This window comes from Rheinheimera sp. WS51, from assembly GCF_050936095.1.
Classification (GTDB): Bacteria; Pseudomonadota; Gammaproteobacteria; order Enterobacterales; family Alteromonadaceae; genus Alishewanella.
The window spans coordinates 24628-50892 of record NZ_JBOTRC010000008.1 but is presented as its reverse complement, the minus strand read 5'-3'; the positions used below and the strand labels follow the sequence as shown (position 1 = coordinate 50892).

Below are 26265 nucleotides of genomic sequence, written 5' to 3'. Positions count from 1 at the left end.
ATTACGACTGCAGCGCAGTTGCTAAACGATCCAGCTTGCCGCGGACCGAGCCATCAATAACCATGTCACCTGCTTTAATTAGCAAACCGCTAACTACCGCAGGATCGACGCTACAGTTCAATTTAACTTTGCGTGCTAAACGTTGCGTTAATGCTGCAGCTAACTTATCTTTTTGTGCTGTATCCAACTCAGTAGCTGAAACCACAGTAACGTCGATTTCTTTTTCATACTCAGCTTTTAACTTAGCAAAAGAAGTTAGCACTTCAGGCAACGCCAACAAGCGATGATTTTCTGCCATCACTTTAATGAAGTTATGACCGTGCTCGTTGAGTTGCTCACCACATACATGAATAAACAAACCAGCTTGCTTTTCAGCAGTACCGTTAGCGTTTAAATAATCGCTAACCTGGTCGTTTTTTGCTATTTCTGCAGCAAAGGTCAACATCTGTAGCCAAGCTGGTAACGCATTTTGCTCTACAGCAAAATCGAACGCAGCTTTGGCGTAAGGACGAGCAATATTTGTCAAATCAGACATAGCTCTCCCTCATTACAGTTCTTGAACCAATTTATCCAAAATGTCGCTGTGAGCAGCTTCATCAATAGAACGTTGCAGAATTTTTTCTGCGCCAGCAACTGCTAAAGCAGCAACTTGTTTGCGCATATCTTCACGTAAACGATTACGTTCAGCAGCAATTTCTGCATTGGCTTGCGCCAAGATAGTTTCACGTTCTGCATTTGCTTTATGCACGGCTTCATCAATCATTTTCGCTTCGCGTTTTTTCGCTTGGTCAATAATTTCTGCAGCCTGAGCTTTAGCGTCTTTTAACTGATCTTTTGCTTTGTCTTGCGCTAATGCTAAGTCTTTTTCAGCACGATCAGTGGCCGCTAAGCCATCAGCAATTTTATTTTGGCGCGCTTCGATGGCATTCATCAAAGGCGGCCATACAAACTTCATACAAAACAGCACGAACACCGCGAATGCGATTAATTCGCCTAACAGAGTGGCGTTTAAGTTCACGACCGCTCCTCCTTAGTTGACAGTTGTTCGGATTAACACAAGCTTCAATTACATTGCGAACAACATGTACATAGCAATACCTACACCGATCATTGCTACCGCATCGATAAGACCTGCTAAGATGAACATTTTAACTTGTAGTGAAGGTGCTAATTCTGGTTGACGAGCACAAGCTTCTAAGAACTTACCACCCATGTTACCAAAACCTAATGCAGTACCAATTGCGCCGAAACCGATCAACATAGCAACTGCGATTAATTTAAGACCTAATACTAGTTCCATTTTTTTCTCCAGAGTTTTAGTTAAAGTTAAAGTTTAAAAATATGTATAAAGTTAATGATTATCAGAACTGGCCATACTTAGATAAACAATCGTTAGCATCATAAATACGAATGCTTGTAACGTAATAACTAAGATATGGAATACCGCCCAAGGGAAGTGCAGTGGTAACTGCGCTAAACCTACTGCACCAATTAAGATAAAGATCATTTCGCCTGCGTATAAGTTACCGAATAAACGTAGCGCTAATGAAAATGGTTTCGCAAACAAGGCTATTGTTTCTAACAACAGGTTGAATGGAATTAATGCAATTTGTAACGGTACATTTTTAGTATTAAAAGGGTGTAATGTTAATTCTTTAATAAAGCCCAGCACACCTTTGATACGAATTGAATAACCGATCATCAATAAAAACACGCCTAGGGCTAAGCCTGCGGCTAAGTTAATATCTGTAGTAGGTACAAACTTCATATAAACGCTACCAGGCTCTGCGCCCATAGCTTGCTCGCCTACAAAACCAGCAAAAGAAGGTAAGAAGTCAACTGGAACTAAATCCATTAAGTTCATTAAGAACACCCAGACAAAGATTGTCAGTGCCAGTGGTGCTATTAACTTGCTTTTACCGTGATAAGTATCTTTAACGTTATCAGCAACAAAGCTTACTATCATTTCAACAAAGCATTGTAATTTTCCAGGAACGCCCGTGGTCGCCTTTTTAGCCGCACTACGGAAGATCCATAAAAACAATACTCCTAAAAGAATAGAGTACATTAATGTATCGATATGCCATGTCCAGAAGCCAGCTTCACTACACGCTTTGTTAAATGCGACACTGCCATCGACAGTACACATTTTCGCGTTAGTAAGGTGGTGCTGAATATGACTAGAGAGGGTTAACTCTTCACCTGCAGCCATGTTTCATCCCATTGTTAATGTTTAAAAAAAACTGGTGCTGTCCATTGTGCTATTAGCGTTAGCATAAAGCCGGTTAAAAATGCGCTATAAACCAGTTGTTGCTGAGAAAAAACCACGGCTAACAACACAGCGGATAAAATTAATTTAAGTGATTGGCCTCGCATAAATGCCATCACTACTAAGTTTGGGTTATCTGCTGCACTAAAGCGAAAAGCAAAAAACGCAAACACTAAATTTGGTATAACAGCAACTAAGCCGCCTTTAAATGCTGACTTTGCCGCAAAGGCATCTTTAGCTATAAAAAATGCCAGTGTAATAACACTAGCAACTGCTAATTGGCCTAACACCGACATATAAGCCGATTTTCTTGCTACTTTAGCGCCTTGGTCAGACATTATATTACCCCCTTAAATTACCCGGGTTGGGGGTTAAAAAACTGGCGCAAGTATACTTATTTGGCCTTAATTTGCAACTAAAAGCGCTCAGGCCATTAGCCTAATCTGTTATTTATTAAATTAACAGTCTTTAATCTTGTTCTAATTCTAACTTATTAATAATGCCATCAAGCTCATCTAGGCTGCTATAACTAATAACAAGGTTACCTTTACCTTTTTTATTGTACATAACTTGAACAGGTGCAGCAAAACGTTCACTTAAACGCTGTTCTAAAGCAACAACATCGGCATCACGCGGTTTATCAGCAGCTTTAGCTTTTGGTTCTAAAATGCGACGAACTAAATTTTCTGTTTCACGAACGGTTAATTGCTTTGCAGCAACTAAGCGAGCAGCATCACTTTGTTGCTCGTCTATTAAAGCTAATAAGGCTCTAGCATGGCCCATTTCAATATCGCCATGCTCAAGCAGTAATTTAACATCGTCATTTAACTGATTTAAGCGCAGCAAATTAGTAACTGATGTTCTTGATTTACCTACGGCATCAGCAACTTGTTGGTGGGTTAAGCTAAATTCAGTTAATAAACGATCTAACGCCACGGCTTCTTCCATTGCATTGAGATCTTCGCGTTGAATATTCTCTATAAGAGCAATAGCAACGGCAGCTTCGTCTGGCACATGTTTAATAATACAGGGTACTTCAGCAAGTTGAGCTAGTTGGGCTGCGCGCCAACGACGCTCTCCGGCGATTATTTCATAATTATCTTTTGCTACAGGCCGAACAATTATAGGTTGAATAACTCCCTGAGCACGAATAGAGCTAGCTAAGTCTTCTAATGCTTCTTGAGACATATCTTTACGCGGTTGATATTTACCACGAGATAAAAACTCTACCGGTAAAGTATGCAGTTCGCTGGTCTGAGCTTGTTGCTTTTGTCCTGCTGAGGTTTTATTAGATGTAAGTAATGCATCTAAGCCTCGTCCTAAACCGCGTTTTTTTACCGACATGCTAAATAGATTCCCTTTATTATCTTTTCTCAGTTTGTGCTAACAGGGTTAGTACTTTTTTTATCTGCTCGGCGTAATATTTCTCCAGCCAATGCCAAATACGCTTTTGCACCAGTTGAATTTTTATCGTAATACATTACCGGTGAGCCAAAACTAGGCGCTTCGGCTAAGCGAACATTTCTTGGGATAACAGCTCGATACACTTTATCGCCAAAATGCTGTTTTAATTGTTCTGAAACATCATTAGCTAACCTATTACGAGGATCGTACATGGTTCTTAAAATACCTTCAATTTTAAGATCCTGATTAACTACAGCGGCTAATTTATTAATAGTATCGACTAAAGCCGTTAAGCCTTCTAGAGCAAAGTATTCGCACTGCATTGGCACTAACACGGTATCGGCAGCAGCCATTGCATTGACAGTTAACATATTTAAAGACGGCGGACAGTCGATAAAAATAAAATCGTAACTATTTCTATAATCTTTTAAGGCATTTCTTAAACGAAGTTCACGGGCAAAAACATCCATAAGACGAACTTCAGCTGCGGTTACATCTGAGTTAGCTGCAATTAAATGATAGCCGCCTGTGGTTTCTTTAACTACAACTTCAGAAAGGGGTTTTTCATCGACTAATAATTCATAAGCTGTTGCATGCACTTGATATTTATCTACACCGCTGCCCATAGTGGCATTGCCTTGTGGATCAAGATCAATTAATAAGACTTTACGTTTAGTTGCTGCCAGTGATGCAGCCAGATTGACTGCTGTTGTTGTTTTACCAACACCACCTTTCTGGTTAGCTATTGCGATCACTTTGGCCACAAGTTGTCCTCTAGAGTTAAAATTAGCAGTGCGCTAGTATTACTAAATGTCGTTCTGCGTGCAACTGCGGTACTTGCAGTGGCTTAATGGCAACTACTTTAACAAAATCAGGTAAAGCTGCAATTTCTTCTTGTACAGCAGCCCCTTTCATGGCGAAAAAGGCACCTGTTTTATTTGGTAAATGTTTACACCAACTAAGCATATCATTAATTGAGGCAAAAGCGCGGCTAATCACGCCATCATAACCTTGTTCTGGTTGATGTAATTCTACTCGGCTTTGTAAGGGATGAATATTAGTTAACCCTAGTTGTAATTTTACTTGGTTTAAAAATCGGATCCTCTTACCTAGACTGTCTAACAAGGTAAAGTTTTTTTCTGGATAATAAATTGCTAATAAAACACCCGGTAAGCCTGGGCCAGTGCCAACATCAATAAAGTTATCACCAATTAAATGCGGTGCTACTACTAAACTGTCCATAACATGTTTTATTAGCATGTCTTTTGGATCTCGTACCGAGGTTAAATTATAAGCACTATTCCATTTGTGCAATAGTTCTATATAAGCAACACATTGCGCTAATTGTTGTTCTGTAAGCGTTAATGTTGTTTCAGATACTAATTTACGCAGCTGAGAAATCATAATTACCCTATTTAATAGCTTAAACTTAAGCAGACTTTCTTAGTAAGCCTTGTTTTTTTAAGTACACCAGTAATAACGAAATAGCAGCTGGGGTAACACCTGAAATTCTAGAGGCTTGGCCAACAGTTTCTGGTTGGGTTTGGTTTAATTTTGCAATAACTTCGTTAGATAAGCCTTTAACAACCTGATAATCAAATTTGCTAGGTAATAAGGTATTTTCATTACGAAGCTGTTTATTGATCTCGTCTTGTTGACGTGAAATATAGCCTTCGTATTTTATTTGAATTTCAACTTGTTCTGCTGCTATAGGATCGGTTAATCCTGGGCCAATATCAGCAATCTGCATTAAGATATTATAATTAACCTCTGGTCTGCGAACTAATTCTTCTAAGCTAGCTTCTTTGCTTAAAGGGGTTTTAATTAATGCATTAACTTCAGCCAATGAAGTATGTTTAGGATGAACCCAGCTTTGTTTTAAGCGTTGACGCTCTATGGCTATTTGCTCCATTTTTTCATTAAAAGCGGCCCAACGAACATCATCTACTAAACCTAATTGGCGACCTTTTTCGGTTAATCGAGCATCGGCATTATCTTCGCGTAACATTAAGCGATATTCAGCACGACTGGTAAACATGCGGTAGGGTTCTTTAGTGCCCATAGTGGTTAAGTCATCCACTAAAACACCTAAATAGGCGTTATCGCGTCGTGGTGACCAACTGTCTTTTTCTTGAGCAAATAAAGCAGCATTTAACCCGGCTAATAGACCTTGAGCCCCAGCTTCTTCATAGCCGGTTGTACCGTTAATTTGGCCTGCAAAAAATAAGCCTTTAATAAATTTAGTTTCTAAACTGTTTTTCAGATCTCTGGGATCAAAATAATCATATTCGATTGCATAACCAGGTCGTGTTATATGGCTGTTTTCCATACCAACGATTGAACGAACAATGTCTAATTGAACATCAAAGGGTAAACTGGTTGAAATGCCATTAGGATAAACTTCATGAGTATTTAAGCCTTCTGGTTCTATAAAGATCTGGTGTTTATCTTTATCAGCAAAGCGAGTGATCTTATCTTCAATAGAAGGGCAATATCTGGGGCCTATACCTTCGATAACACCTGAATACATAGGTGATCTATGTAAATTATCCCGTATAGCCTGATGGGTTTTATCATTAGTATAAGTGATATAACACGGGATCTGAGTAGGGTGATCTTTTTGTGAACCTAAAAATGAAAATACGGGTGTTGGATTATCACCGGGTTGTTGCTGCATTTTAGTAAAATCAATGGTTCTAGCATCTACTCTAGGTGGTGTGCCTGTTTTTAAGCGATCAACTCTAAATGGTAATTCTCTTAAGCGTTTAGCTAAGGCTATAGATGGCGGATCACCGGCTCTACCACCTGAACTGCTTTGTAATCCAATATGAATTTGGCCACCTAAAAAAGTTCCAACGGTTAAAACGACTGACTTAGCTTTAAACGTTAAGCCCATTTGGGTTATTACACCGGTAACTTGATCGTTTTCTACCACTAAATCATCACATGCTTGTTGGAAAATGCGTAAATTAGGTTGGTTTTCAAGAATTTGTCGTACAGCTTGACGATATAATTGTCTGTCTGCTTGAGCTCTAGTTGCACGAACAGCAGGGCCCTTAGAGGCATTTAAAGTTCTAAATTGAATACCGCCTTTGTCAGCTGCTATAGCCATAGCGCCACCTAAGGCATCAATTTCTTTTACTAAATGTCCTTTACCAATGCCACCTATAGCTGGATTACAAGACATTTGGCCTAGTGTTTCCATATTATGGGTTAACAATAATGTATTTAATCCCATACGTGCAGAGGCTAAAGCTGCTTCAGTGCCAGCATGACCACCGCCAACAACAATAACATCAAAAATTTCTTGGTAGAGCATATTAGCCTCGGGATTAATTTAAAGGATCTATTTAAGCCAGCTATTGTACCGTGATCCTTGGCTAAGGGGAATAATGATCTGAAAAGCTGATCCTTAAATAATATAAGATCTTTTAAGAGATCTTTTTGTTATTACTACTATTAAGCACAGTGTTTTCGGTGCATAAGTGCTTCTTATATTAAAGGATCAATAGCTTACGTAAGATCAGATCCTGTGATCAACAGAGGATCTAGGTGTTCAGAAGCAGTGCATAGAATGCCTAGTTATACACAGGCTAAGAAAAAATATTTTTTATAAATAGGATAAGTACAGTTAAAACACTAGTTATACCCAGAGTTATACACTAATTAAATCAAAGAAAAGCGATATTGTGGATAATTAAATTTACTAATTTGTATTTCTGCAGAGGAAATTATCAGGCTTTTATCAGGTATATATTAAGTTTTTTAGCTGGGGAAAAATTAAAGTTAAGCGGATTGGTTTATTGCTGAAACCAATTTGAAGTTGTTTTTGTACATCGCATAACTTCCTGGTCGCGATTTGTATTTGCGGGTGTTTTGCACCCGCTTTTTTTATTTGGTTTTTAACTGTTCAATAAGTTTTGGTAACCAAGCTAATGCATACTCTTCTGGTAATTCTGGTTGCTGAGCATCAATTTCTAAATTATTTATTAACTGATTAGCCCCCTTTTCTAATAGCATTTTGCTTAAAAATTGCCCAGATAAACAAAAAGTATCGTAACTAGAGTCACCTAAAGTGATCACGGCGAAGAAAAGTGTGTTAAGATCGCCCTGATCTTGTGCTAATTGATCCGCAAAGGGTTGAATATTATCAGGCAGATCTCCTGCGCCATAGGTGGATGTGACAATTAACCAGGTTTTATATCTGTTTAAGTGATTCAATTCGGGTTTAAGATGTAGATGTACGTCGTAGCCCGCTTGTACCAGTGCTTCAGCAACTTGTTCTGCCACATATTCCGCTGCGCCCATTTGGCTGCCAACGAGGATGTCTATCATGATGTTTCTCTTGTCTTCTAAATGTTCGGCTATACTACTGGAATAAAATCGGACAATAAAAATTTATTGATCTGATTTACGTGTTTTTACTGCTCTGCAGGCTAAGTAAAAGCAACATATAGCACTATTACAATGCCTGCGTGTTATTGAGGTTTAATCAACGTATGTCAGACTCTATGTCTTTTGCCCAACTAAAGTTACCAGAGCCGCTTATTCGAGCTGTAACTGAATTGGGTTATGAAACTCCGTCGCCAATTCAAGCGGCTGCAATCCCAAAACTTTTAGCTGGGGAAGATGTGTTAGGCCAAGCTCAAACAGGTACCGGTAAAACGGGTGCTTTTGCTTTGCCATTATTAGCTCGGTTAGATCCGAGTCAAAATGATCCACAAATTTTAGTTTTAGCACCAACGCGTGAATTAGCGATTCAAGTCGCTGAAGCTTTCCAAGCTTATGCGCGCTATATGCCCGCTTTTCATGTTTTACCATTATATGGTGGTCAAAGTTACACCAACCAACTTAAATCACTTAAGCGTGGTTCGCAAGTTATAGTTGGTACTCCAGGCCGTATTCTTGACCACCTTGATCGTGGAACGCTTAAATTAGATAAATTACGCGCTATTGTATTAGATGAAGCTGACGAAATGTTACGTATGGGCTTTATTGATGACGTGCAAACTATTATGGATGCTACGCCAGCGGGCCGTCAGGTAGCTATGTTTTCAGCAACCATGCCATCGCAAATACGCGCTATCGCTCAGAAGCATTTAAAAAATGCTGAAGAAATTAAAATTGCTTCTAAAACCAGTACCGTTGAGCGTATTACTCAGCGTTATGTCATGTTAGATGGTAATCAAAAGCTTGATGCTTTAACTCGTTTGTTAGAAGGCGAAGAATACGATGCTAGCATTATCTTTGTTCGCACTAAGAGTGCAACGGAAGAAATAGCTGAAAAACTTGGCGCTCGTGGTTATGCCGTGTCTTGCTTAAATGGTGATATGAACCAAGCTAGCCGTGAACAAACTATTCGTCGTTTGAAAAACAGCCAAATCGATATCATTGTTGCAACAGATGTTGCTGCACGTGGTTTAGACGTTGAGCGTATTAGCTTAGTTGTTAACTACGACATTCCTTACGATAGTGAAGCTTATGTTCACCGTATTGGTCGTACTGGCCGGGCTGGTCGTGAAGGTAAAGCAGTATTGTTTGTTTCACCTCGCGAACGTCGTTTATTACGTACAATTGAGCATGCAACTAAACAGCCTATTGAAAAAATGTCGTTACCGACAGGGCAAATTATTGAGCAACGCCGTATTCAATCTTTCCGTGAGCAATTAGCGCAAACAGTTGAAAACCAAGATTTAAGCTTCTTCCAAACATTAATCAGTGAGTGGAGTGAAAAGATTGACGCTTCAGACACTGATATAGCAGCAGCTTTATTATTTTTAGCGCAAAAAGAGCAACCTTTAAATGTAGCTAATAAGTTTCCTGAAATTCGCGAGCCGCATGCTCGTGGCGAACGTGATGATCGTGGTCGTAATAATGATCGTCCTAGACGTGATCGTAGTGACCGCCCTGAGCGTGGACCTCGTCAGCGTCGTGAAATGAAAGGTGATTTTAATACTTACCGTTTAGAAGTAGGTAAAGAGCATGGTGTTCGTGCCGGTGATATCGTTGGTGCTATAGCTAATGAAGCCAGTATTGATAGCCAGTTTATCGGTAATATTAAATTGTTTGATCAATTTAGTACCGTTGAATTACCAGCGAATATTCCTACAGAAGTATTTCAGCACTTGAAAAAAGTGTATGTACGTAAGCAAAAGCTTAATATCAGCGTAGATAACAACAGTGCTGCAAGTGTGCCAAGTAATGATCGTCGTCCAGGCAACTCTGGCCCACGGCCAGGTGCTGCACCTCGTGCACCGCGTAAACCTCGCGATTAATAGCGATTTATAGCTCAAATAAAGCTCCTATCTAGGGGCTTTATTTTTAACTAAATTTTGATTTTTCATATTATTACAATTCTTTTGGGGTAAGTGAGCATTTGCTTACAAGTTTAATTGTAAAATATTAACCTATTTTATTTATGCTAAATTTGATTAAGATATTATAAATAACAGTTTTTCATGAGGTATTTATGATTATTGCCTGCTCTAGTTGTCATTCTTTGAATCGTGTGCCTGATGAGCGGTTATTCCAAGCTCCGGTTTGTGGTAAATGTAAGTCAGGGTTATTTACAGGAGAACCCATTGAATTAACCGCAGCAAATTTTGCCGCCCATGCTAATAAATCAGATTTACCTTTAGTGGTAGACTTTTGGGCTAGCTGGTGTGGCCCCTGTAAGAACTTTGCGCCTATTTTTGATCAAGTAGCACAAGAATTAGAGCCACAATTTCGCTTTGGTAAAATTAATACCGAGCAACAGCAGCAATTAGCTGCGCAGTTTAATATTCGCTCTATTCCTACTTTGATGATCTTTAAGCAAGGTAAAATAATAGCGCAGCAAGCGGGGGCATTTCCTAAATCAGCCTTTTTACAATGGCTATCTAGCCATAAGTAAACCTAGATAATTCGAGGATAATATGAGCAATTCTAAATTTAGTCTTACTAGCCCTAATCTGAAAGAAGGCCACTTTATGGCTAAAGAGCAAGAGTTTGATGGTTTTGGTTGCAGTGGTAGCAATATTTCACCAGAGCTAATTTGGCATAATGCTCCAGAAGGTACAAAAAGTTTTGCTGTTACTGTGTTTGACCCTGATGCGCCAACTAGCTCGGGTTTTTGGCATTGGTTAGTTACTGATATTCCGGCTTCTGCAACAGGTTTAGCTAAAGGTGCAGGTAAGGGCAGTTTACCGCCAGGTTGTCGTAGTTTTGCTAATGATTATGGCAGTAAATATTTCGGTGGCGCTTGTCCGCCTGAAGGCCATGGTATGCACCGCTACCAGTTTACTGTTTGGGCCTTACCGGAAGAAACCTTGCCAGCCGCTGATGATGCCAGCGCCGCAGTAGTGAGCTTTATGCTAAATGCAATGTCGTTAGCTAAGGCGACGTTAACTGCAACTTATGCCCGTTAGTGCATAAGTTATTTGCGTTATGATAGTAGTCTATAAAGCCTATTTTAGGGAATAAGCTATCGTTTCAGTGAGAACCGACTTGCCCTAAGCTAACCGTTGAAGGCATGGATGCCTGAACCGAGCCCCCAAGGAAGGGTTTACGGCGTGTTGGCGTGGGCAAGCCGGTTCGTAATCATTACAAATTTACTGGCATTATTTACCTTTATGTCATTTATACCGCAGCGGCCAGGGCTTGACTTAGATCGGCAATAATATCGTCAATATGCTCAATACCAATCGATAACCGGACTAAATCAGCCGAGACACCCGCTTGTATAAGTTCCTCATCATTTAACTGCCTATGAGTAGTAATTGCCGGAATGGCTGAGCAACTCTTGGCATCACCAATATTGACTAAGCGTAATATTAATTTTAAAGCATCATAAAATTTCGCCCCGGCTTCGCGGCCACCTTTTAAACCAAAACTTAAAATACCCGAAGCACGGCCTTGTAAATATTTCTGAGCTAATGCATGATCTTTATGTTCGGTTAAGCCTGCATAATTTACCCAACTCACTTGGGGTTGCTGTTGTAGAAATTGCGCGACTTTTAACGTGTTTTCACAAACCCGCTCTATACGTAAGGCTAAGGTTTCTAAGCCTTGCAGTAAATTCCACGCTGCTTGTGCAGATAATGCTGCGCCCATATTTCGCAGCGGCACTACCCGCGCCCGAGCAATAAAAGCTGCTTCGCCAACGTCTTTAGCGTAATTAATACCGTGATAAGAGACATCGGGTTCATTTAATAATGGGAATCTAGCTGCATGCTTGGCCCACGGAAACTTACCAGAGTCAACAATAACACCGCCTATCGTCGTGCCATGGCCACCAATATATTTAGTAGCAGAATGGACTACTATATCGGCACCATGCTCTATGGGCCGCCATAAAAATGGCGTAGCGACTGTATTATCAACAATTAATGGCACGCCATGCTGATGGGCAACTGCGGCCAGCGCGGCTATATCTACAATACCACCAGAAGGGTTACCTATAGTTTCACAGAAAACGGCCTTGGTTTTATCATCTATTAAGGCTTCGATAGTGGCTAAGTCGCCTTTATCGGCAAAACGCACTGTTATGCCTTGGCGCGGTAAGGTGTGGGCAAATAAGTTGTAAGTACCACCATATAACTGATTCACCGAAATAATATTATCTCCTACCTCGGCGAGTGTTTGAATAGCATAGGTTATCGCCGCCATGCCAGAAGCTACGGCTAGAGCTGCAATACCGCCTTCTAAAGCTGCAAGTCGCTGCTCTAATACATGACACGTTGGATTCATAATACGGGAATAGATATTACCGGTTTGTTTTAAATCGAATAAATCCGCCGCATGCTGGGCATCGTCAAAACAAAAAGAGGTGGTTTGGTGAATAGGCACTGCAGCGGCTTTTTGTTCATCTGCTTGATAACCGTGGTGTAAAGCGATTGTTTCCCGTTTCATTATTTAATCCTAGTTGCTAAATAGTAAGTTTTAATTACTACAACATAGAATTTAAATCACGTCAATCTAAACATCTAGACGGCTAAAATTAAGTTGTGTTAAGTTATTTTTCTCTTAAATTTAGTTTTGAACTTAGATTAAGAACTTAGTGGATAAAAAAGCCCAAATAGCTTTTAACAAAGCAATTTAGGCTTTAATAGTGATGAGTTTGTGGATGGGTGGCCAGCTTATTTACCAATACAAAAACTTGAGAATATTCTTCCTAGTAAGTCGTCTGAGCTAAATTCACCGGTTATTTCATTTAAATGTTGCTGAGTAATTCGCAGTTCTTCGGCTAGAATTTCTCCGGCTATAAAGCTTTGTAACTGCTCTTGGCCTGTTGCTAGGTGTTCGGCGGCGCGATCTAGGGCGTCTAAATGGCGGCGGCGTGCTAAGAAGCTGCCTTCTGTACTGGCGTCAAAGCCAATACATTGTTTTAAATGGTCGCGCAGGGCGTCAATACCGGCACCTGTTTTAGCCGAAATAGCAAAAACGGGGGTGCTATCGTGTTGGCTAGCATTAATTTCTTCGCCGCTTAAATCGGCTTTATTGCGAATAACAGTGACACCTAAGTCTGGTGGTAAACGGTCTATAAAATCTGGCCATATTTGTTCTGGATCGCAGGCATCGGTGGTGGTGGCATCTACCATAAATAATACTCTATCGGCTTGGCTAATTTCTTGCCATGCGCGCTCTATGCCTATTTGCTCTACGGCATCTGTGGCTTCACGTAAGCCAGCGGTATCAATAATATGTAGTGGCATACCATCAATATGAATATGCTCGCGTAATACATCGCGAGTTGTTCCTGCTATATCTGTCACTATGGCGGCTTCTCGGCCGGCTAAGGCGTTCAGTAAGCTTGATTTACCAGCATTAGGCCTACCTGCAATCACCACTTTCATGCCTTCGCGTAAGATACTGCCTTGCGTGGCTTGTTTTTTTAATTTATCAAGATAGGCAATAATCTCGGCTAAATCTGCTGCGACTTTGCCGTCTGATAAAAAATCAATTTCTTCATCTGGGAAATCAATTGCCGCTTCAACATACATGCGCAGATAGATAACCTTTTCTACCAATTCATGGATATGGCGCGAAAATTCGCCTTGTAATGACTGCATGGCACAACGTGCCGCTTGTTCGCTGCTGGCATCTATTAAGTCGGCTATGGCTTCGGCTTGTGCTAAGTCGAGTTTATCATTTAAAAATGCGCGTTCAGAAAACTCACCAGGGCGGGCAATGCGTACTTTATCTATCGACAGTACTTGTTTTAGTAATAAATCTAATAATACAGGGCCGCCATGGCCTTGTAGTTCTAACACATCTTCACCGGTGAAAGAATTCGGGCCTGGGAAGTATAAGGCTATGCCTTGGTCTAAAACCTGTCCGCTTGTATCGTGAAAAGATAGATAATCCGCGTAGCGGGCTTTGGGGAGCTTGTGAAGTATGGTTTGGGCTACATCTTTGGTGTGAGGACCGGAAATACGAATAATACCAACACCGGCGCGGCCCGGTGCTGTTGCTAATGCGGCGATGGTATCAGTTGTAAACATAGTAGCCTCTTAAAGTAAAAAGCCTGCCATAAAGGCAGGCTGTTAGTATACGGTTAAGCGTTCTTTATGTTATTAGTTTAACTTGTTTTTGCTTTTTTGGTATGTAAGCCTTTCTTTTCCATACCTTTATAAATATAAAGCATCTGCGCCAGTGATATTAAGTTACTGACTAACCAATATAAAACTAAGCCACTTGGGAACCATAAGAAGAAGATAGAGAAGGCCACTGGCATCCACATCATTATCTTCTGTTGCATAGGATCGGTAACCGTCATTGGCTGTAATTTTTGCATTAAGAACATGCTAATACCAAATAACACCGGTAACACATAGAAGGGATCTTGTGACGATAAGTCAGTTATCCAAAGTGCAAAAGGCGCATGACGTAACTCGACACTTTCTACAAACACCCAGTATAAGGCTAAGAAAATTGGCATTTGCACTATCATAGGCAAACAGCCGCCCATCGGATTAACTTTCTCTTTGCGATAAAGTTCCATCATTGCTGGGCCCATTTTTTGTTTATCTTCTTTATAACGGGCTTGTAACTCATCAATTTTCGGCTTTAAATTACGCATTTTAGCCATTGATTCGTATTGAATTTTTGTTAGTGGGTACATAGCACCTTTAACAATTAAGGTGATACAAATAATAGCGACACCCCAGTTAACAACAAAACCTTGAATGGTAGTGAGTAACCAGAATAGTGGTTGTGAGATAAACCATAAGATTCCGTAATCTACGGTTAAATCTAGGCCATTAGCGAGTTTTGCTAGGTTATCTTGAGTTTTAGGGCCAGCATAAAAGCTCACCGCTATAGTTTGGCTTTCACCTGGCTGAATATGAACTTCAGGGCCTTTAGTACCAATAACACCTAAATTACCTTGAACTCGGCTATAAACTTCATTTTCGGCTTGCTGATCTGGCACCCAAGCAGAAACAAAGTAATGCTCTAACATTGCAGCCCAGCCACCTGTAGTGTGTTTACGCAGATTTTCATCTTGCATATCGTCAAAGGCATACTTAGTGTAACGCTCTTTGGCTGTGCCAAAAGCACCACCACGATAAATAGGCATCATCAAGCCGCTTTCTGCGCCGCCTTCAATGCTTTGTACTAAGTGCTGATAAGATTGTACACTTTTTACTTCATCGCTTTGGTTATGAATTAAATATTCTACCCGAACATCATAATTACCCGCAGTAAAGATAAAGCGTTTTTCTACACTTAAACCATTGCTGCTAAACATCAATGGCACAACTAATTGCTGTTCACCTTTGGCTAAAGTAAAGCTATCTGCGGTTGTAGTGTAAACAGGGCGAGGATTGCGGTTATCGTCTGGTCCATCACGGCCAATTAAGCCAGATTGAGCAACGAATTGAAAATTAGGCAGCTTACGCATTAAAGTGTAAAGCTCATCGCTTTCTTTACTTACGGTATATTTAGGTAATTTTAAGCCTATGATATCGCCACCGCGGCTGTCGATTTGCAATTGCAATACGTCAGTGTTGATAGTGATAATTTTAGCTTGAGCAGCAGTGTTACTGATAACAGCTTGCTCTGAAGGAGTAGAACTCATGCCTATATCAGCGGAACTGTTAGGTGAAGAGTTGCTTTGGCTTACGGTCGTAGGGGCTTGCGGCGCGTGATCTATTTGCCATTGCTGCCAGAGTAAAAAACTGACAAGTGCCAGACCGATAACTAATAAACTGCGTTGTGATTCCATGGCTTAGTTATTCTCGTTGTGCTTTTCAGGAACAGGATCATTCCCGCCTGCATTTAAAGGGTGACATCTTAATATACGCTTAGTTGCTAACCAACCGCCTTTTAGTATACCGAAACGTTCTATGGCTGTAACGCTATAGTGAGAGCAGCTTGGATAAAACCGACAACTAGGCCCTAAAATTGGACTAATGACTGTTTGATAACCGCGAATTAGCGTTAACGCACAGCGGATTGCAAAGCGGTGTGCTGGCGAACGATTTTTCTCCATAACTTTTCCAGTTGCTTCTGTAGTTCACTATTTTCAGTGTTACTTATATCGCCTTTAACCATTAATACTAGATCAACGCCAGGCAATTCGTGTTGATGTAGACGGAAATTATTGCGCACAAAACGTTTAATACGGTTTCGTTGAACTGCTAATTTAACGCGTTTTTTAGCAATGGTTAAGCCTAGTCTAGCGTGAGGTAAATTGTTTGATTTAGCGAGGATAGTAAATAACGGAGAAGAGACCCGAAAAGGTTGTTGAAAAACATTATCGAATTGACCAGGAGTTAGTAAACGTAACTCCCGGCCGAATTTTAAATTCACCACTCAGTGCTTATTAACCAATTAGGCTGATAAACGATGACGGCCTTTAGCACGACGACGCGCTAAAACTGCACGGCCATTTTTAGTAGCCATACGTGCACGGAAACCGTGATTGCGTTTGCGTTTTAATACGCTTGGTTGAAAAGTTCTTTTACTCATAGTTCACCCGTCCGGTCAAATATTTACTAAAGGTTCCTGTGTTTTAGCAAAATGTACCAAAACGCAGCTAACAAAAATGAGCGCGAATTTTAAGTACTCTGGCAACTAAAGTCAATCAGATCCGCGGTTTTATTATACACGATCTTATTTGATCTTTTTTTTAGCTAGAATTTAACGACTTACTTGGATAAGTTTTCCACAACCATTACAAGCCATAGTGAACAAATTGTGGGTTACTTTAAATTTTGCTAATAAAGTCTAAGAAATTACCCAGTTAGCAGTAAAGAATATATGTAATATTTGCTGTTGTAAATCAGTAGTTTAAGCTGTTTATGTGGTTGCTAGAGTAAATTTGTAAATGTCAATATTGAAGTTGTGGATAAGATCGTATCATAATGGCTGCTTATTTTAGCTAAGCCAGCCTAGTTACGTCTGTAAATTAGGGCTTCAGGAGAGAGTGTGTATCAGTCAGTTTGGCAAAATTGCCTGCAGGCGCTGCAAGCAGAATTGACCGCGCAACATTTTAGCATGTGGATCCGCCCACTGCAGGCTGATAGTTCTGACGCTGGTTTAACCTTATATGCACCTAATCGCTTTGTATTAGACTGGGTGCGTGAAAAATATTTAAACCGTATCCAAGAACTTATCCATGATTATTGTGGTGATGACGCCCCTAGACTTAAATTTGATGTTGGCTCTAGCCAGCAACATACACAGCGGGCTGCACCAGTGTCTCAAGCTACCAGCCCTGCGCCAAAACAAGTTGTTAAAGAACAGGACGTCGCTGAGCCTGCGCCTAAAACAATCGTAACCAGTAATGTTCGCGCTATTTATACTTTTACTAACTTTGTCGAAGGTAAATCTAACCAACTAGCTCGGGCAGCGGCAAGTCAAGTTGCTGATAACCCTGGCACAGCGTATAACCCATTATTTATATACGGTGGTACAGGTTTAGGTAAAACCCACTTATTGCATGCGGTTGGTAATGGTATTTTAGCCAATAAGCCGGATGCTAAAGTTATTTATATGCATTCAGAGCGCTTTGTTCAAGATATGGTAAAAGCCTTACAAAACAATGCTATAGAAGAGTTTAAGCGTTATTATCGCTCAGTTGATGCCTTGCTTATAGATGATATTCAATTCTTTGCTAATAAAGAGCGTTCTCAAGAAGAGTTCTTTCATACCTTTAATGCCTTATTAGAAGGTAACCAGCAAATTATTTTAACGAGTGATCGTTATCCAAAAGAAATTGATGGTGTTGAAGATCGTTTAAAATCGCGTTTCGGCTGGGGGTTAACAATTGCCATTGAGCCGCCTGAGTTAGAAACCCGTGTTGCGATCTTAATGCGTAAGGCACATGAGAACCAGATCCGCTTGCCTGAAGAAGTGGCATTTTTTATTGCTAAGCGTTTGCGATCAAACGTGCGTGAATTAGAAGGTGCTTTAAACAGGGTTATCGCTAATGCTAACTTTACAGGTAGGCCTATTACTATCGATTTTGTTCGTGAAGCTTTGCGCGATCTTCTTGCCTTACAAGATAAGCTGGTTACCATTGAAAATATTCAAAAAACAGTGGCCGAATATTATAAAATACGGGTTGCTGATTTATTATCAAAACGGCGTTCTCGTTCTGTTGCGCGACCACGGCAAATGGCCATGGCGTTATCTAAAGAGTTAACTAACCATAGTTTACCTGAAATTGGTGATGCTTTTGGTGGCCGAGACCATACTACGGTGTTGCATGCGTGCCGTAGAATAGAATCATTAAAAGAAGAAACGCATGAAATTAAAGAAGATTTTCAAAACTTAATTCGTACATTGTCATCGTAACAGGGATCTGCTCATGCAATTTGTTATCAACAGAGATGCGTTATTAAAGCCATTGCAGATGGTGTCTGGCGCAATAGAGCGTCGCCATACATTACCAATTTTATCAAATGTATTAGTTGAAGTAGCCCAAGGCCGTTTATCTTTAACTGGTACTGATTTAGAAGTAGAGCTTGTCGCTACAACAGATGCATTATCTATTAAAGAAGAAGGCCGGATTACTGTACCAGCTAAAAAATTATTAGATATTTGTCGCAGCTTACCTGATAGCGCTGATATTACAGTGCAGGTTCAAGCTGATAATTGTATTTTAAGTTGTGGTAAAACTAAGTTTACTTTATCGACACTCAGTGCCGCTGAATATCCAAACTTAGAAAGTTGGCAGGGAGAAGTTGATATTCAACTAAGCCGCCAGCAATTACGTAAGCTATTAGATGACACCGCGTTTTCAATGGCTAATCAGGATGTTCGTTATTATTTAAATGGCTTATTGTTTGAAACGGATAATGGTCAGGTTCGAGCGGTAGCAACTGATGGCCATAGATTAGCGTTAAGTTTATTAGAATTACCGGGTTTTAGTGCGGAACAAAAACAAATCATTATTCCTCGAAAGGGGGTAATGGAAATTATGCGCCTATTAGCTAATGATGAGCAGCAAGTTCAGCTTAGTTTTGGTCAAAATCATATTCGTTTAACGGATAGCAATTTTGTATTTAGTAGCAAGCTTATTGATGGGCGTTTTCCAGATTACCGCCGAGTATTGCCTCGCAATAGCACCAAAATGGTAACGGCGCATCGTAGTATATTAAAAGACGCTTGTACTAGAGCCTCTATTTTGTCTAATGAAAAATATCGTGGTGTTCGTTTTACCTTAACACCCGGTGGTTTACATATTGTTGCTAATAACCCTGAGCACGAACAGGCAGAAGAGCAAATTGAAGTTGAGTACCAAGGTGATAACCTTGAAATTGGCTTTAATGTTGGATATCTGTTAGATGTATTAAACACCTTAGCAACAGATTTAGTTGTGTTGCATTTAAATGATGCTAATTCTAGTGCCTTAGTTGAAGGTGTGGGTAATGTTGGGGCATCTTATGTTGTTATGCCGATGCGCTTATAATTAATGTCGTTGTTGTCACTTAAAATTAGTCAGTTTAGAAATATTGACTCAGCTTCTTTGGATGCGGCTGAGCAAGTTAACTTATTTATTGGCAGCAATGGCAGCGGTAAAACTAGTTTATTAGAGGCAATTTATTATTTAGCTCATGGTCGCTCATTTCGCACCAGTAAGCCCCAGCGTTTAGTTCAGCATGAGCAAGAGTCTTTTGTGTTGCATGCGAAAGTTAATGCGCATGGTCAAGCCCATAGTTTAGGCCTAAAACGTTTACGCCAAGGTGATATGCAGGCTAGGTTAAATGGTAGTAATGTTAATAGACTTGCAGACTTAGCTAGTTTATTGCCGGTTCAGTTAATTACACCCGATAGTTTTAAGCTGTTTTTTGGTGGACCCAAAGAGCGTCGTCAGTTTTTTGATATGGGATTGTTCCACGTGGAACCTCATTTCTTTGATATTTGGTTACGCTTTAATAAAGTTTTAAAACAGCGAAATGCGCTATTAAAAACACAACGTAGTTACGATAGCCAGTTTGAATATTGGGATCAGCAGTTTGTTAGCTTGGCGTTTGCCTTGCAACGTTTGCGCGCTAAATATGTGCAGCAGTTAGCGGATTGCTTTTGCCAACTAACAGCAAATGAAAGTTTGTTTTCTACTTTAACTTTTCAACTTCAGCAAGGCTGGCCAGAAAAGATAGCAGAAGAAGCTGAATTGTTAGCCTTAATGCAGCAAAACTTTTCTCAAGATAGTAGAATGGGCTTTTCGCAATATGGCCCGCAAAAAGCTGATTTAAAACTTAAAGTTGAACAGCAAGCGGTTGAAGAACAATTATCACGTGGTCAATTAAAAGTGTTATTATTTGCCTTAAAAATTGCACAAAATAATTTGATCCGCGATAACGGTAAAAAACAACCGTTATTATTGATAGACGATTTAGCGTCGGAATTAGACCAAAATTCTACCCGACAAATATTTAGTTACTTACGCAATATAAACTCACAGGTTTTTATTACTGCAATTAACGCTGAACAGGTTACACCGCACATTGCTGCCGAAAAAGTTGCAATGTTTCACGTGGAACATGGTCAGATAACAGCACGGACAGATGATGATGGCCGAACAACATAATTACGATTCCTCAAGTATTAAAGTATTAAAAGGACTGGATGCAGTTCGCAAAAGACCCGGTATGTATATTGGGGATACCGATGATGGCTCGGGTTTACACCACATGGTCTTTGAAGTCGTTGATAATGCTATCGACGAAACCTTAGCTGGCCACTGTACAGATATTTGGGTCACTATTCATAGTGATGGCTCTGTTTCAGTACGAGACAACGGGCGTGGTATTCCAACAGATATCCACGAAGAAGGTGTGTCTGCTGCTGAAGTAATTATGACAGTACTGCATGCTGGTGGTAAGTTTGATGACAACTCTTATAAGGTATCAGGCGGCTTACACGGTGTTGGTGTCTCTGTTGTAAATGCTTTATCAGATAAATTAGAACTTACTATCCGTCGTAAGGGCGAAGTGCATAATCAAATTTATCGTTCTGGTGTGCCACAATCACCTTTAGCCGTAATTGGCGAAACTGAAGATACGGGTACATCTTTACGTTTTTGGCCAAGCCCAGACGTGTTTACAAATCTAGATTTTCATTACGATATTTTAGCTAAACGCTTACGCGAATTATCTTTCTTAAACTCTGGTGTTAGCATTATTTTAGCCGATGAGCGCAATGATAAACGTGACCACTTTAAATATGAAGGTGGCATAGAGGCGTTTGTACAATACCTAAATCGAAGTAAAACAAGTATTCATCCTAAAGCGTTTTATTTCACAGACCAACGTGATGATGGTATTTCTGTCGAAGTTGCCATGCAGTGGAATGACTCGTATCAAGAAAATGTTTTTTGTTTTACTAATAATATTCCGCAGCGTGATGGTGGAACTCACTTAGCAGGTTTTCGTGGCGCACTAACCCGTGTTCTCAATGCTTACATTGAACAAGAAGGTTATGCCAAAAAAATGAAAGTATCGGCTACTGGTGATGATGCGCGTGAAGGTTTAACCGCGGTTATTAGTGTTAAAGTACCTGATCCTAAGTTTAGCTCGCAAACAAAAGATAAATTAGTTTCATCAGAAGTGCGCTCAGCAGTAGAGAGCGTCATGCATGAAAAACTGAACGAATATTTATTAGAAAACCCAAGCGACTCTAAAATAATTGTTGGCAAAATTGTTGATGCAGCCCGAGCGCGTGAAGCTGCTCGTAAAGCGCGTGAAATGACACGCCGTAAAGGTGCGCTAGATATTGCTGGTTTACCTGGCAAATTAGCAGATTGCCAAGAAAAAGATCCAGCATTATCTGAATTGTATATAGTGGAAGGTGACTCTGCTGGCGGTTCAGCCAAGCAGGGGCGTAATCGTAAAAACCAAGCTATATTGCCACTTAAAGGTAAAATTCTTAACGTTGAAAAAGCCCGTTTTGATAAAATGCTTTCTTCGCAAGAAGTAGGCACCTTAATTACTGCCTTAGGTTGTGGTATTGGCCGAGAAGAATATAACCCAGATAAAACACGTTATCACAGCATTATATTAATGACGGATGCTGACGTGGATGGTTCTCATATTCGTACTTTACTATTAACTTTCTTCTATCGCCAAATGCCTGAGTTAATTGAGCGCGGCTATATTTATATTGCTCAACCACCTTTATACAAAGTTAAAAAAGGCCGTCAAGAGCAATATATTAAAGATGAGGCTGCGTTAACTGAGTATTTAACTACACTAGCTTTAGATGGCGCATCGTTACATGTTAATGCGGACGCACCCGGTATTAGTGGTGCAGGCTTAGAGAAAATTGTTCGTCAATACCACACGGTAACAGCAACAATTGACCGTTTAGGCCGCAAAATCCCATTTAATTTATTAAACGAATTAATATATGTGCCGACACTTGATGCAGAGCAAGCTAAGTCTGAGCAATATAGTGCTGAATGGGTTAAGAACCTAGTACAGCGATTAGACGATAAAGAGGGCGATGGCTCTAGTTATAGTTATGCGATACATGAAGATCGTGAGCGTCAGTTGTTTTTACCAAAAGTTATTATTCGCCAACATGGTATTGATAATGAATACTTGCTGCATTATGACTTTATTACCTCACGTGATTATTTAACGATTGCCGCCTTAGGTGACGAAATTCGTGACTTAATGGAAGAGGGAAGCTATATCAAACGTGGTGAGAAAATTAAGCCAGTTGAAACCTTCTTAGAGGCCTTAGATTGGTTAATGAGTGAGTCTAAGCGTGGTTTATATATCCAGCGCTATAAAGGGCTAGGTGAGATGAATCCAGAGCAATTGTGGGAAACTACTATGGATCCAGAAAGCCGTCGCATGTTACAGGTTACTATTGAAGATGCAGTAGGTGCAGATCAGTTATTTGCTACCTTGATGGGAGATCATGTTGAACCTAGACGCGCCTTTATTGAAGAAAATGCACTATACGTAGCAAACTTGGATGTGTAGTCCAAGTTATATTAATACAAAAGGGGCTTAGGCCCCTTTTTTCACTATAAAAAGCCGATAAGCGCTACTGTTCATTAGTGCAACTAGGTATAATTTTCAGTCATTTTTTAGCGAGTTATCAAGCATGAATAAGTATGATATTAAAACCTTTCAAGGTTTAATTCTAACCTTGCAAGACTATTGGGCTCGTCAAGGTTGTGTGCTGGTGCAGCCATTAGATTTAGAAGTTGGCGCTGGTACTTTTCATCCTATGACGTTTTTACGATCACTTGGACCTGAGCCTGTTAATGCGGCTTATGTACAACCTTGTAGACGCCCTACAGATGGTCGCTATGGCGATAACCCAATGCGTTTACAGCAGTATTATCAATTTCAGGTTATCTTGAAACCATCGCCAGATAATATTCAAGAGCTCTATCTAGGTTCTTTACAGGCGCTAGGTATTGATACGTTAGTACATGATATTCGCTTTGTTGAAGACAACTGGGAATCACCAACCTTAGGTGCCTGGGGTCTAGGCTGGGAAGTCTGGTTAAATGGTATGGAGGTTACTCAGTTTACGTACTTCCAGCAAGTAGGTGGCTTAGAGTGTCGCCCTGTTACCGGTGAGATTACTTATGGTCTTGAACGATTAGCGATGTATGTGCAAGGCGTAGATAGTATTTATGATTTAGTGTGGACAGATGGTCCCTTTGGTCGAGTTACGTATGGCGATGTTTTTCATCAAAATGAAGTTGAGCAGTCTACCTATAACTTTGAACATGCTGATGTTACAGCTTTATTTGCCCATTTTGATCAGTGTGAGAAAGAAAGTCATTTATTAATTGAAAAAGGCTTGGCTTTACCTGCTTATGAGCAAGTAATGAAAGCCTCGCATACATTTAACTTATTAGATGCCCGTCACGCAATTTCAGTAACAGAGCGCCAACGTTATATCCTACGAGTAAGAACCTTAGCCAAAGCTTGTGCCGAAACTTATTATGCAACACGTGAAAAGTTAGGTTTTCCACTGTGTAAAATGCAAACTACATCATCGAAGGAGGCTTAAATGCGTGCTGAAGATTTTTTGGTCGAAATTGGTACTGAAGAGTTACCTCCCAAGTCACTAACGACCCTAGCAACAGCTTTTGCCGATAATATTGCCCAAGAGTTGACTAAGTTAGAATTAACATATAGCGATATTAACTGGTATGCCGCGCCTAGACGTTTAGCTGTTGTAGTAAAACAGCTAGTTGCTAAACAGACAGACAAAATTGTTGAAAAACGTGGCCCAGCAGTGAGCGCTGCTTTTGATGCTGAGGGTAAACCCACTAAGGCGGCAATGGGCTGGGCTAGAGGTTGTGGCATTACTGTAGAGCAAGCTAGTCGCTTAGAAACTGATAAAGGGGCCTGGCTATTACACAAAGAGCAACAATCAGGAGCCGACACCAGCAATTTATTAGCCGATGTAGTGACATCAGCACTAGCCAAGTTACCTATTGCCAAAAGAATGCGCTGGGGTAACTCTGATGCTGAATTTATCCGCCCGGTACATAGTATTATTATGTTATTTGGCAACGATATTATACCAGCAACTATTTTAGGTCATGCTAGTAATAATTTAAGCTATGGTCATCGTTTTCATGCCCCGGAAAAAGTAAGTGTTAATAATGCAGATGGTTATTTAAACGCGTTAGAGCAAGCTTATGTGATTGCTGATTTCACTAAAAGAAAAAGCATTATTGAGCAGGGTGTAAAGCAAGCGGCAGAGCAATTAGGTGGGCAGGCTTTAATGGATGCCGACTTAGTTGATGAAGTTACAGCATTAGTTGAATGGCCTGTAGTATTAGTAGGTAGCTTTGAATCAAGCTTTTTAGAAATACCATCAGAGCCACTTATTTCTACTATGAAGGATAACCAGAAATATTTTCCGGTAGTAGATAATACGGGCAAGCTTATTAATAAATTTATCTTTGTAAGTAATATTGCGAGTAAAGATCCAAATAAAGTTATTGCCGGTAATGAAAAAGTAGTAGCGCCTAGGTTAGCTGATGCTGAGTTCTTTTTTAATACCGATAAAAAACAAAGCTTAGCGTCACGCTTAGAAAGTCTAAGCAGTGTTTTATTCCAAAAACAACTGGGTACTCTAGCGGAAAAATCAGAGCGTATTAGTCAATTAGCCGCCTTTATTGCCGATAAAATTGGTGCAGATAAGGGTGCCGCTGAACGAGCGGGATTATTGTCTAAAACCGATTTAATGACCAATATGGTGGGTGAGTTTCCTGAAGTGCAAGGCATTATGGGTATGCACTATGCACGCTTTGATGGCGAAGCCGAAAGTGTCGCATTAGCATTAAATGAGCAGTATATGCCTCGTTTTGCGGGTGATCAGCTGCCTAGCCGTTTAGAAGGTGCAGCAGTTGCCATTGCCGATAAATTAGATAGCTTAGTTGGGATCTTTGGTATAGGCCAAGCACCTAAAGGCGATAAAGATCCTTTTGCTTTACGACGTGCTGCAATTGGCGCCTTACGTATTATGGTTGAAAAAGATTTACAGCTAGACTTAGTGGATATCATTGCTTTTAGTCAGCAAACTTTCGCGGATAAATTAACAAATACAAATGTCGCCACTGATGTGCTTGAATTTATGTTAGGCCGCTTTAGGGCTTGGTATCAAGACCAAGGCTATAGCGTTGATGTAATTCAAGCGGTTTTAGCCCGGAGGCCAACAGTACCGGCAGACTTTAACCAACGCGTAAAAGCCGTTGCAGAGTTCGGTAAATTAGAAGCTGCGGCTGCATTAGCTGCTGCAAATAAGCGGGTTGCTAATATCTTAGCTAAAATTGACACGGCTATTCCTGATCGCGTTGATACTAATTTATTACAACAAGCAGAAGAGCAGGCGCTATATCAAGCCATAGTGCAAGAACAAACTGAGCAAGCTAAACTTGAAAATTATACTGATGGCTTAAAACATCTGGCTAAAATGCAGCAGGTTATAGATGCATTTTTTGATAATGTAATGGTTAATGCAGATGATGAAGCCGTTAAATTAAATCGGCAGGCATTATTAAAACAGCTAAGAGAGTTATTCTTGCAGGTTGCGGATATTTCCGTTTTACAATAATTAACCTGTTTGTTTATCTTGTTGAATAATTAAAAAGCCAGCAATTTTGCTGGCTTTTTTTTAAT

25 protein-coding genes are annotated in these 26265 nt (G+C 40.2%); 9 read left to right on the top strand and 16 right to left on the bottom strand.

Annotated features, from left to right (window positions below):
• Window position 1: 1 nt before the first annotated feature.
• From atpH to mioC, 10 genes are all read right to left on the bottom strand, one after another.
• On the bottom strand, window positions 2–535 hold the full coding sequence (gene atpH / locus ACRCA4_RS10445) for a F0F1 ATP synthase subunit delta (protein WP_313907749.1): 534 nt from the start codon (window positions 533–535) through the stop codon (window positions 2–4).
• A 12-nt stretch (window positions 536–547) separates the two neighbouring features.
• Window positions 548–1018, bottom strand: coding sequence for a F0F1 ATP synthase subunit B (atpF, locus tag ACRCA4_RS10440; protein WP_433187959.1), 471 nt, complete (start codon window positions 1016–1018; stop codon window positions 548–550).
• Window positions 1019–1066: 48 nt separating this feature from the next.
• Complete coding sequence (gene atpE, locus ACRCA4_RS10435) at window positions 1067–1300, bottom strand: F0F1 ATP synthase subunit C (RefSeq protein WP_132586566.1); 234 nt, start codon at window positions 1298–1300, stop codon at window positions 1067–1069.
• Window positions 1301–1351: 51 nt separating this feature from the next.
• Complete coding sequence (gene atpB, locus ACRCA4_RS10430; RefSeq protein ID WP_433187954.1) at window positions 1352–2212, bottom strand: F0F1 ATP synthase subunit A; 861 nt, start codon at window positions 2210–2212, stop codon at window positions 1352–1354.
• Window positions 2213–2226: 14 nt separating this feature from the next.
• Window positions 2227–2607 carry an ATP synthase subunit I gene (locus tag ACRCA4_RS10425; protein ID WP_433187951.1) on the bottom strand — a complete coding sequence of 127 codons (381 nt, stop codon included), beginning with the start codon at window positions 2605–2607 and terminating at the stop codon, window positions 2227–2229.
• Between the two features lie 130 nt (window positions 2608–2737).
• On the bottom strand, window positions 2738–3613 hold the full coding sequence (locus ACRCA4_RS10420) for a ParB/RepB/Spo0J family partition protein (protein WP_433187948.1): 876 nt from the start codon (window positions 3611–3613) through the stop codon (window positions 2738–2740).
• Between the two features lie 29 nt (window positions 3614–3642).
• On the bottom strand, window positions 3643–4437 hold the full coding sequence (locus ACRCA4_RS10415) for a ParA family protein (RefSeq protein ID WP_433187945.1): 795 nt from the start codon (window positions 4435–4437) through the stop codon (window positions 3643–3645).
• A gap of 22 nt (window positions 4438–4459) precedes the next feature.
• Window positions 4460–5077: a 16S rRNA (guanine(527)-N(7))-methyltransferase RsmG gene (gene rsmG / locus ACRCA4_RS10410; protein ID WP_433187942.1), complete on the bottom strand. Its 618-nt coding sequence runs from the start codon at window positions 5075–5077 to the stop codon at window positions 4460–4462.
• A gap of 25 nt (window positions 5078–5102) precedes the next feature.
• Complete coding sequence (gene mnmG / locus ACRCA4_RS10405; protein WP_433187939.1) at window positions 5103–6992, bottom strand: tRNA uridine-5-carboxymethylaminomethyl(34) synthesis enzyme MnmG; 1890 nt, start codon at window positions 6990–6992, stop codon at window positions 5103–5105.
• 572 nt (window positions 6993–7564) lie between these two features.
• Window positions 7565–8008 carry an FMN-binding protein MioC gene (mioC, locus tag ACRCA4_RS10400; RefSeq protein ID WP_433187936.1) on the bottom strand — a complete coding sequence of 148 codons (444 nt, stop codon included), beginning with the start codon at window positions 8006–8008 and terminating at the stop codon, window positions 7565–7567.
• A 164-nt stretch (window positions 8009–8172) separates the two neighbouring features.
• Here mioC and ACRCA4_RS10395 point away from each other — a divergent pair, with 164 nt between their 5' ends.
• From ACRCA4_RS10395 to ACRCA4_RS10385, 3 genes are all read left to right on the top strand, one after another.
• Window positions 8173–9948 carry a DEAD/DEAH box helicase gene (locus ACRCA4_RS10395; RefSeq protein ID WP_433187933.1) on the top strand — a complete coding sequence of 592 codons (1776 nt, stop codon included), beginning with the start codon at window positions 8173–8175 and terminating at the stop codon, window positions 9946–9948.
• 194 nt (window positions 9949–10142) lie between these two features.
• The gene (gene trxC, locus ACRCA4_RS10390) at window positions 10143–10565 is read left to right on the top strand and encodes a thioredoxin TrxC (protein WP_433187931.1); all 423 of its coding nucleotides are present in this window, start codon (window positions 10143–10145) and stop codon (window positions 10563–10565) included.
• A gap of 22 nt (window positions 10566–10587) precedes the next feature.
• Window positions 10588–11079, top strand: a complete 492-nt coding sequence (locus tag ACRCA4_RS10385) for a YbhB/YbcL family Raf kinase inhibitor-like protein (protein WP_433187928.1) — start codon at window positions 10588–10590, stop codon at window positions 11077–11079.
• Between the two features lie 211 nt (window positions 11080–11290).
• On the opposite strand, the gene ACRCA4_RS10380 is transcribed toward ACRCA4_RS10385, so the two are convergent.
• The 6 genes from ACRCA4_RS10380 to rpmH all read right to left on the bottom strand — a co-directional run bounded on the left by ACRCA4_RS10380 (window position 11291) and on the right by rpmH (window position 16624).
• The gene (locus ACRCA4_RS10380) at window positions 11291–12562 is read right to left on the bottom strand and encodes an O-acetylhomoserine aminocarboxypropyltransferase/cysteine synthase family protein (protein ID WP_433187925.1); all 1272 of its coding nucleotides are present in this window, start codon (window positions 12560–12562) and stop codon (window positions 11291–11293) included.
• Window positions 12563–12789: 227 nt separating this feature from the next.
• Complete coding sequence (mnmE, locus tag ACRCA4_RS10375) at window positions 12790–14154, bottom strand: tRNA uridine-5-carboxymethylaminomethyl(34) synthesis GTPase MnmE (protein ID WP_433187922.1); 1365 nt, start codon at window positions 14152–14154, stop codon at window positions 12790–12792.
• A 77-nt stretch (window positions 14155–14231) separates the two neighbouring features.
• Entirely contained in the window at window positions 14232–15878 is a 1647-nt protein-coding gene (gene yidC, locus ACRCA4_RS10370) for a membrane protein insertase YidC (protein ID WP_433187919.1), read from the bottom strand.
• A gap of 3 nt (window positions 15879–15881) precedes the next feature.
• Window positions 15882–16145, bottom strand: coding sequence for a membrane protein insertion efficiency factor YidD (gene yidD, locus ACRCA4_RS10365; protein ID WP_433187916.1), 264 nt, complete (start codon window positions 16143–16145; stop codon window positions 15882–15884).
• On the bottom strand, window positions 16094–16465 hold the full coding sequence (rnpA, locus tag ACRCA4_RS10360; RefSeq protein WP_433187913.1) for a ribonuclease P protein component: 372 nt from the start codon (window positions 16463–16465) through the stop codon (window positions 16094–16096). Before rnpA ends, yidD begins: the two co-directional genes overlap by 52 nt.
• Before the next feature lie 21 nt (window positions 16466–16486).
• Window positions 16487–16624 (bottom strand): 50S ribosomal protein L34, encoded by a 138-nt coding sequence (gene rpmH, locus ACRCA4_RS10355; RefSeq protein WP_313907777.1) that lies wholly within the window; start codon window positions 16622–16624, stop codon window positions 16487–16489.
• 459 nt (window positions 16625–17083) lie between these two features.
• On the opposite strand from rpmH, the gene dnaA reads away from it, so the two are divergent.
• The 6 genes from dnaA (at window position 17084) to glyS (ending at window position 26200) form a co-directional block, all read left to right on the top strand.
• Window positions 17084–18454 carry a chromosomal replication initiator protein DnaA gene (gene dnaA / locus ACRCA4_RS10350; RefSeq protein ID WP_433187910.1) on the top strand — a complete coding sequence of 457 codons (1371 nt, stop codon included), beginning with the start codon at window positions 17084–17086 and terminating at the stop codon, window positions 18452–18454.
• Window positions 18455–18467: 13 nt separating this feature from the next.
• A complete protein-coding gene (gene dnaN / locus ACRCA4_RS10345) occupies window positions 18468–19571 on the top strand; it encodes a DNA polymerase III subunit beta (RefSeq protein ID WP_433187908.1) in 1104 nt (367 codons plus the stop codon).
• Between the two features lie 3 nt (window positions 19572–19574).
• Window positions 19575–20693: a DNA replication/repair protein RecF gene (gene recF / locus ACRCA4_RS10340; RefSeq protein ID WP_433187905.1), complete on the top strand. Its 1119-nt coding sequence runs from the start codon at window positions 19575–19577 to the stop codon at window positions 20691–20693.
• Window positions 20677–23094: a DNA topoisomerase (ATP-hydrolyzing) subunit B gene (gene gyrB / locus ACRCA4_RS10335; RefSeq protein ID WP_433188149.1), complete on the top strand. Its 2418-nt coding sequence runs from the start codon at window positions 20677–20679 to the stop codon at window positions 23092–23094. Before recF ends, gyrB begins: the two co-directional genes overlap by 17 nt.
• 124 nt (window positions 23095–23218) lie before the next feature.
• A complete protein-coding gene (glyQ, locus tag ACRCA4_RS10330; RefSeq protein ID WP_433187902.1) occupies window positions 23219–24142 on the top strand; it encodes a glycine--tRNA ligase subunit alpha in 924 nt (307 codons plus the stop codon).
• Window positions 24143–26200 carry a glycine--tRNA ligase subunit beta gene (gene glyS, locus ACRCA4_RS10325; protein ID WP_433187899.1) on the top strand — a complete coding sequence of 686 codons (2058 nt, stop codon included), beginning with the start codon at window positions 24143–24145 and terminating at the stop codon, window positions 26198–26200.
• Window positions 26201–26265 lie beyond the last annotated feature (65 nt).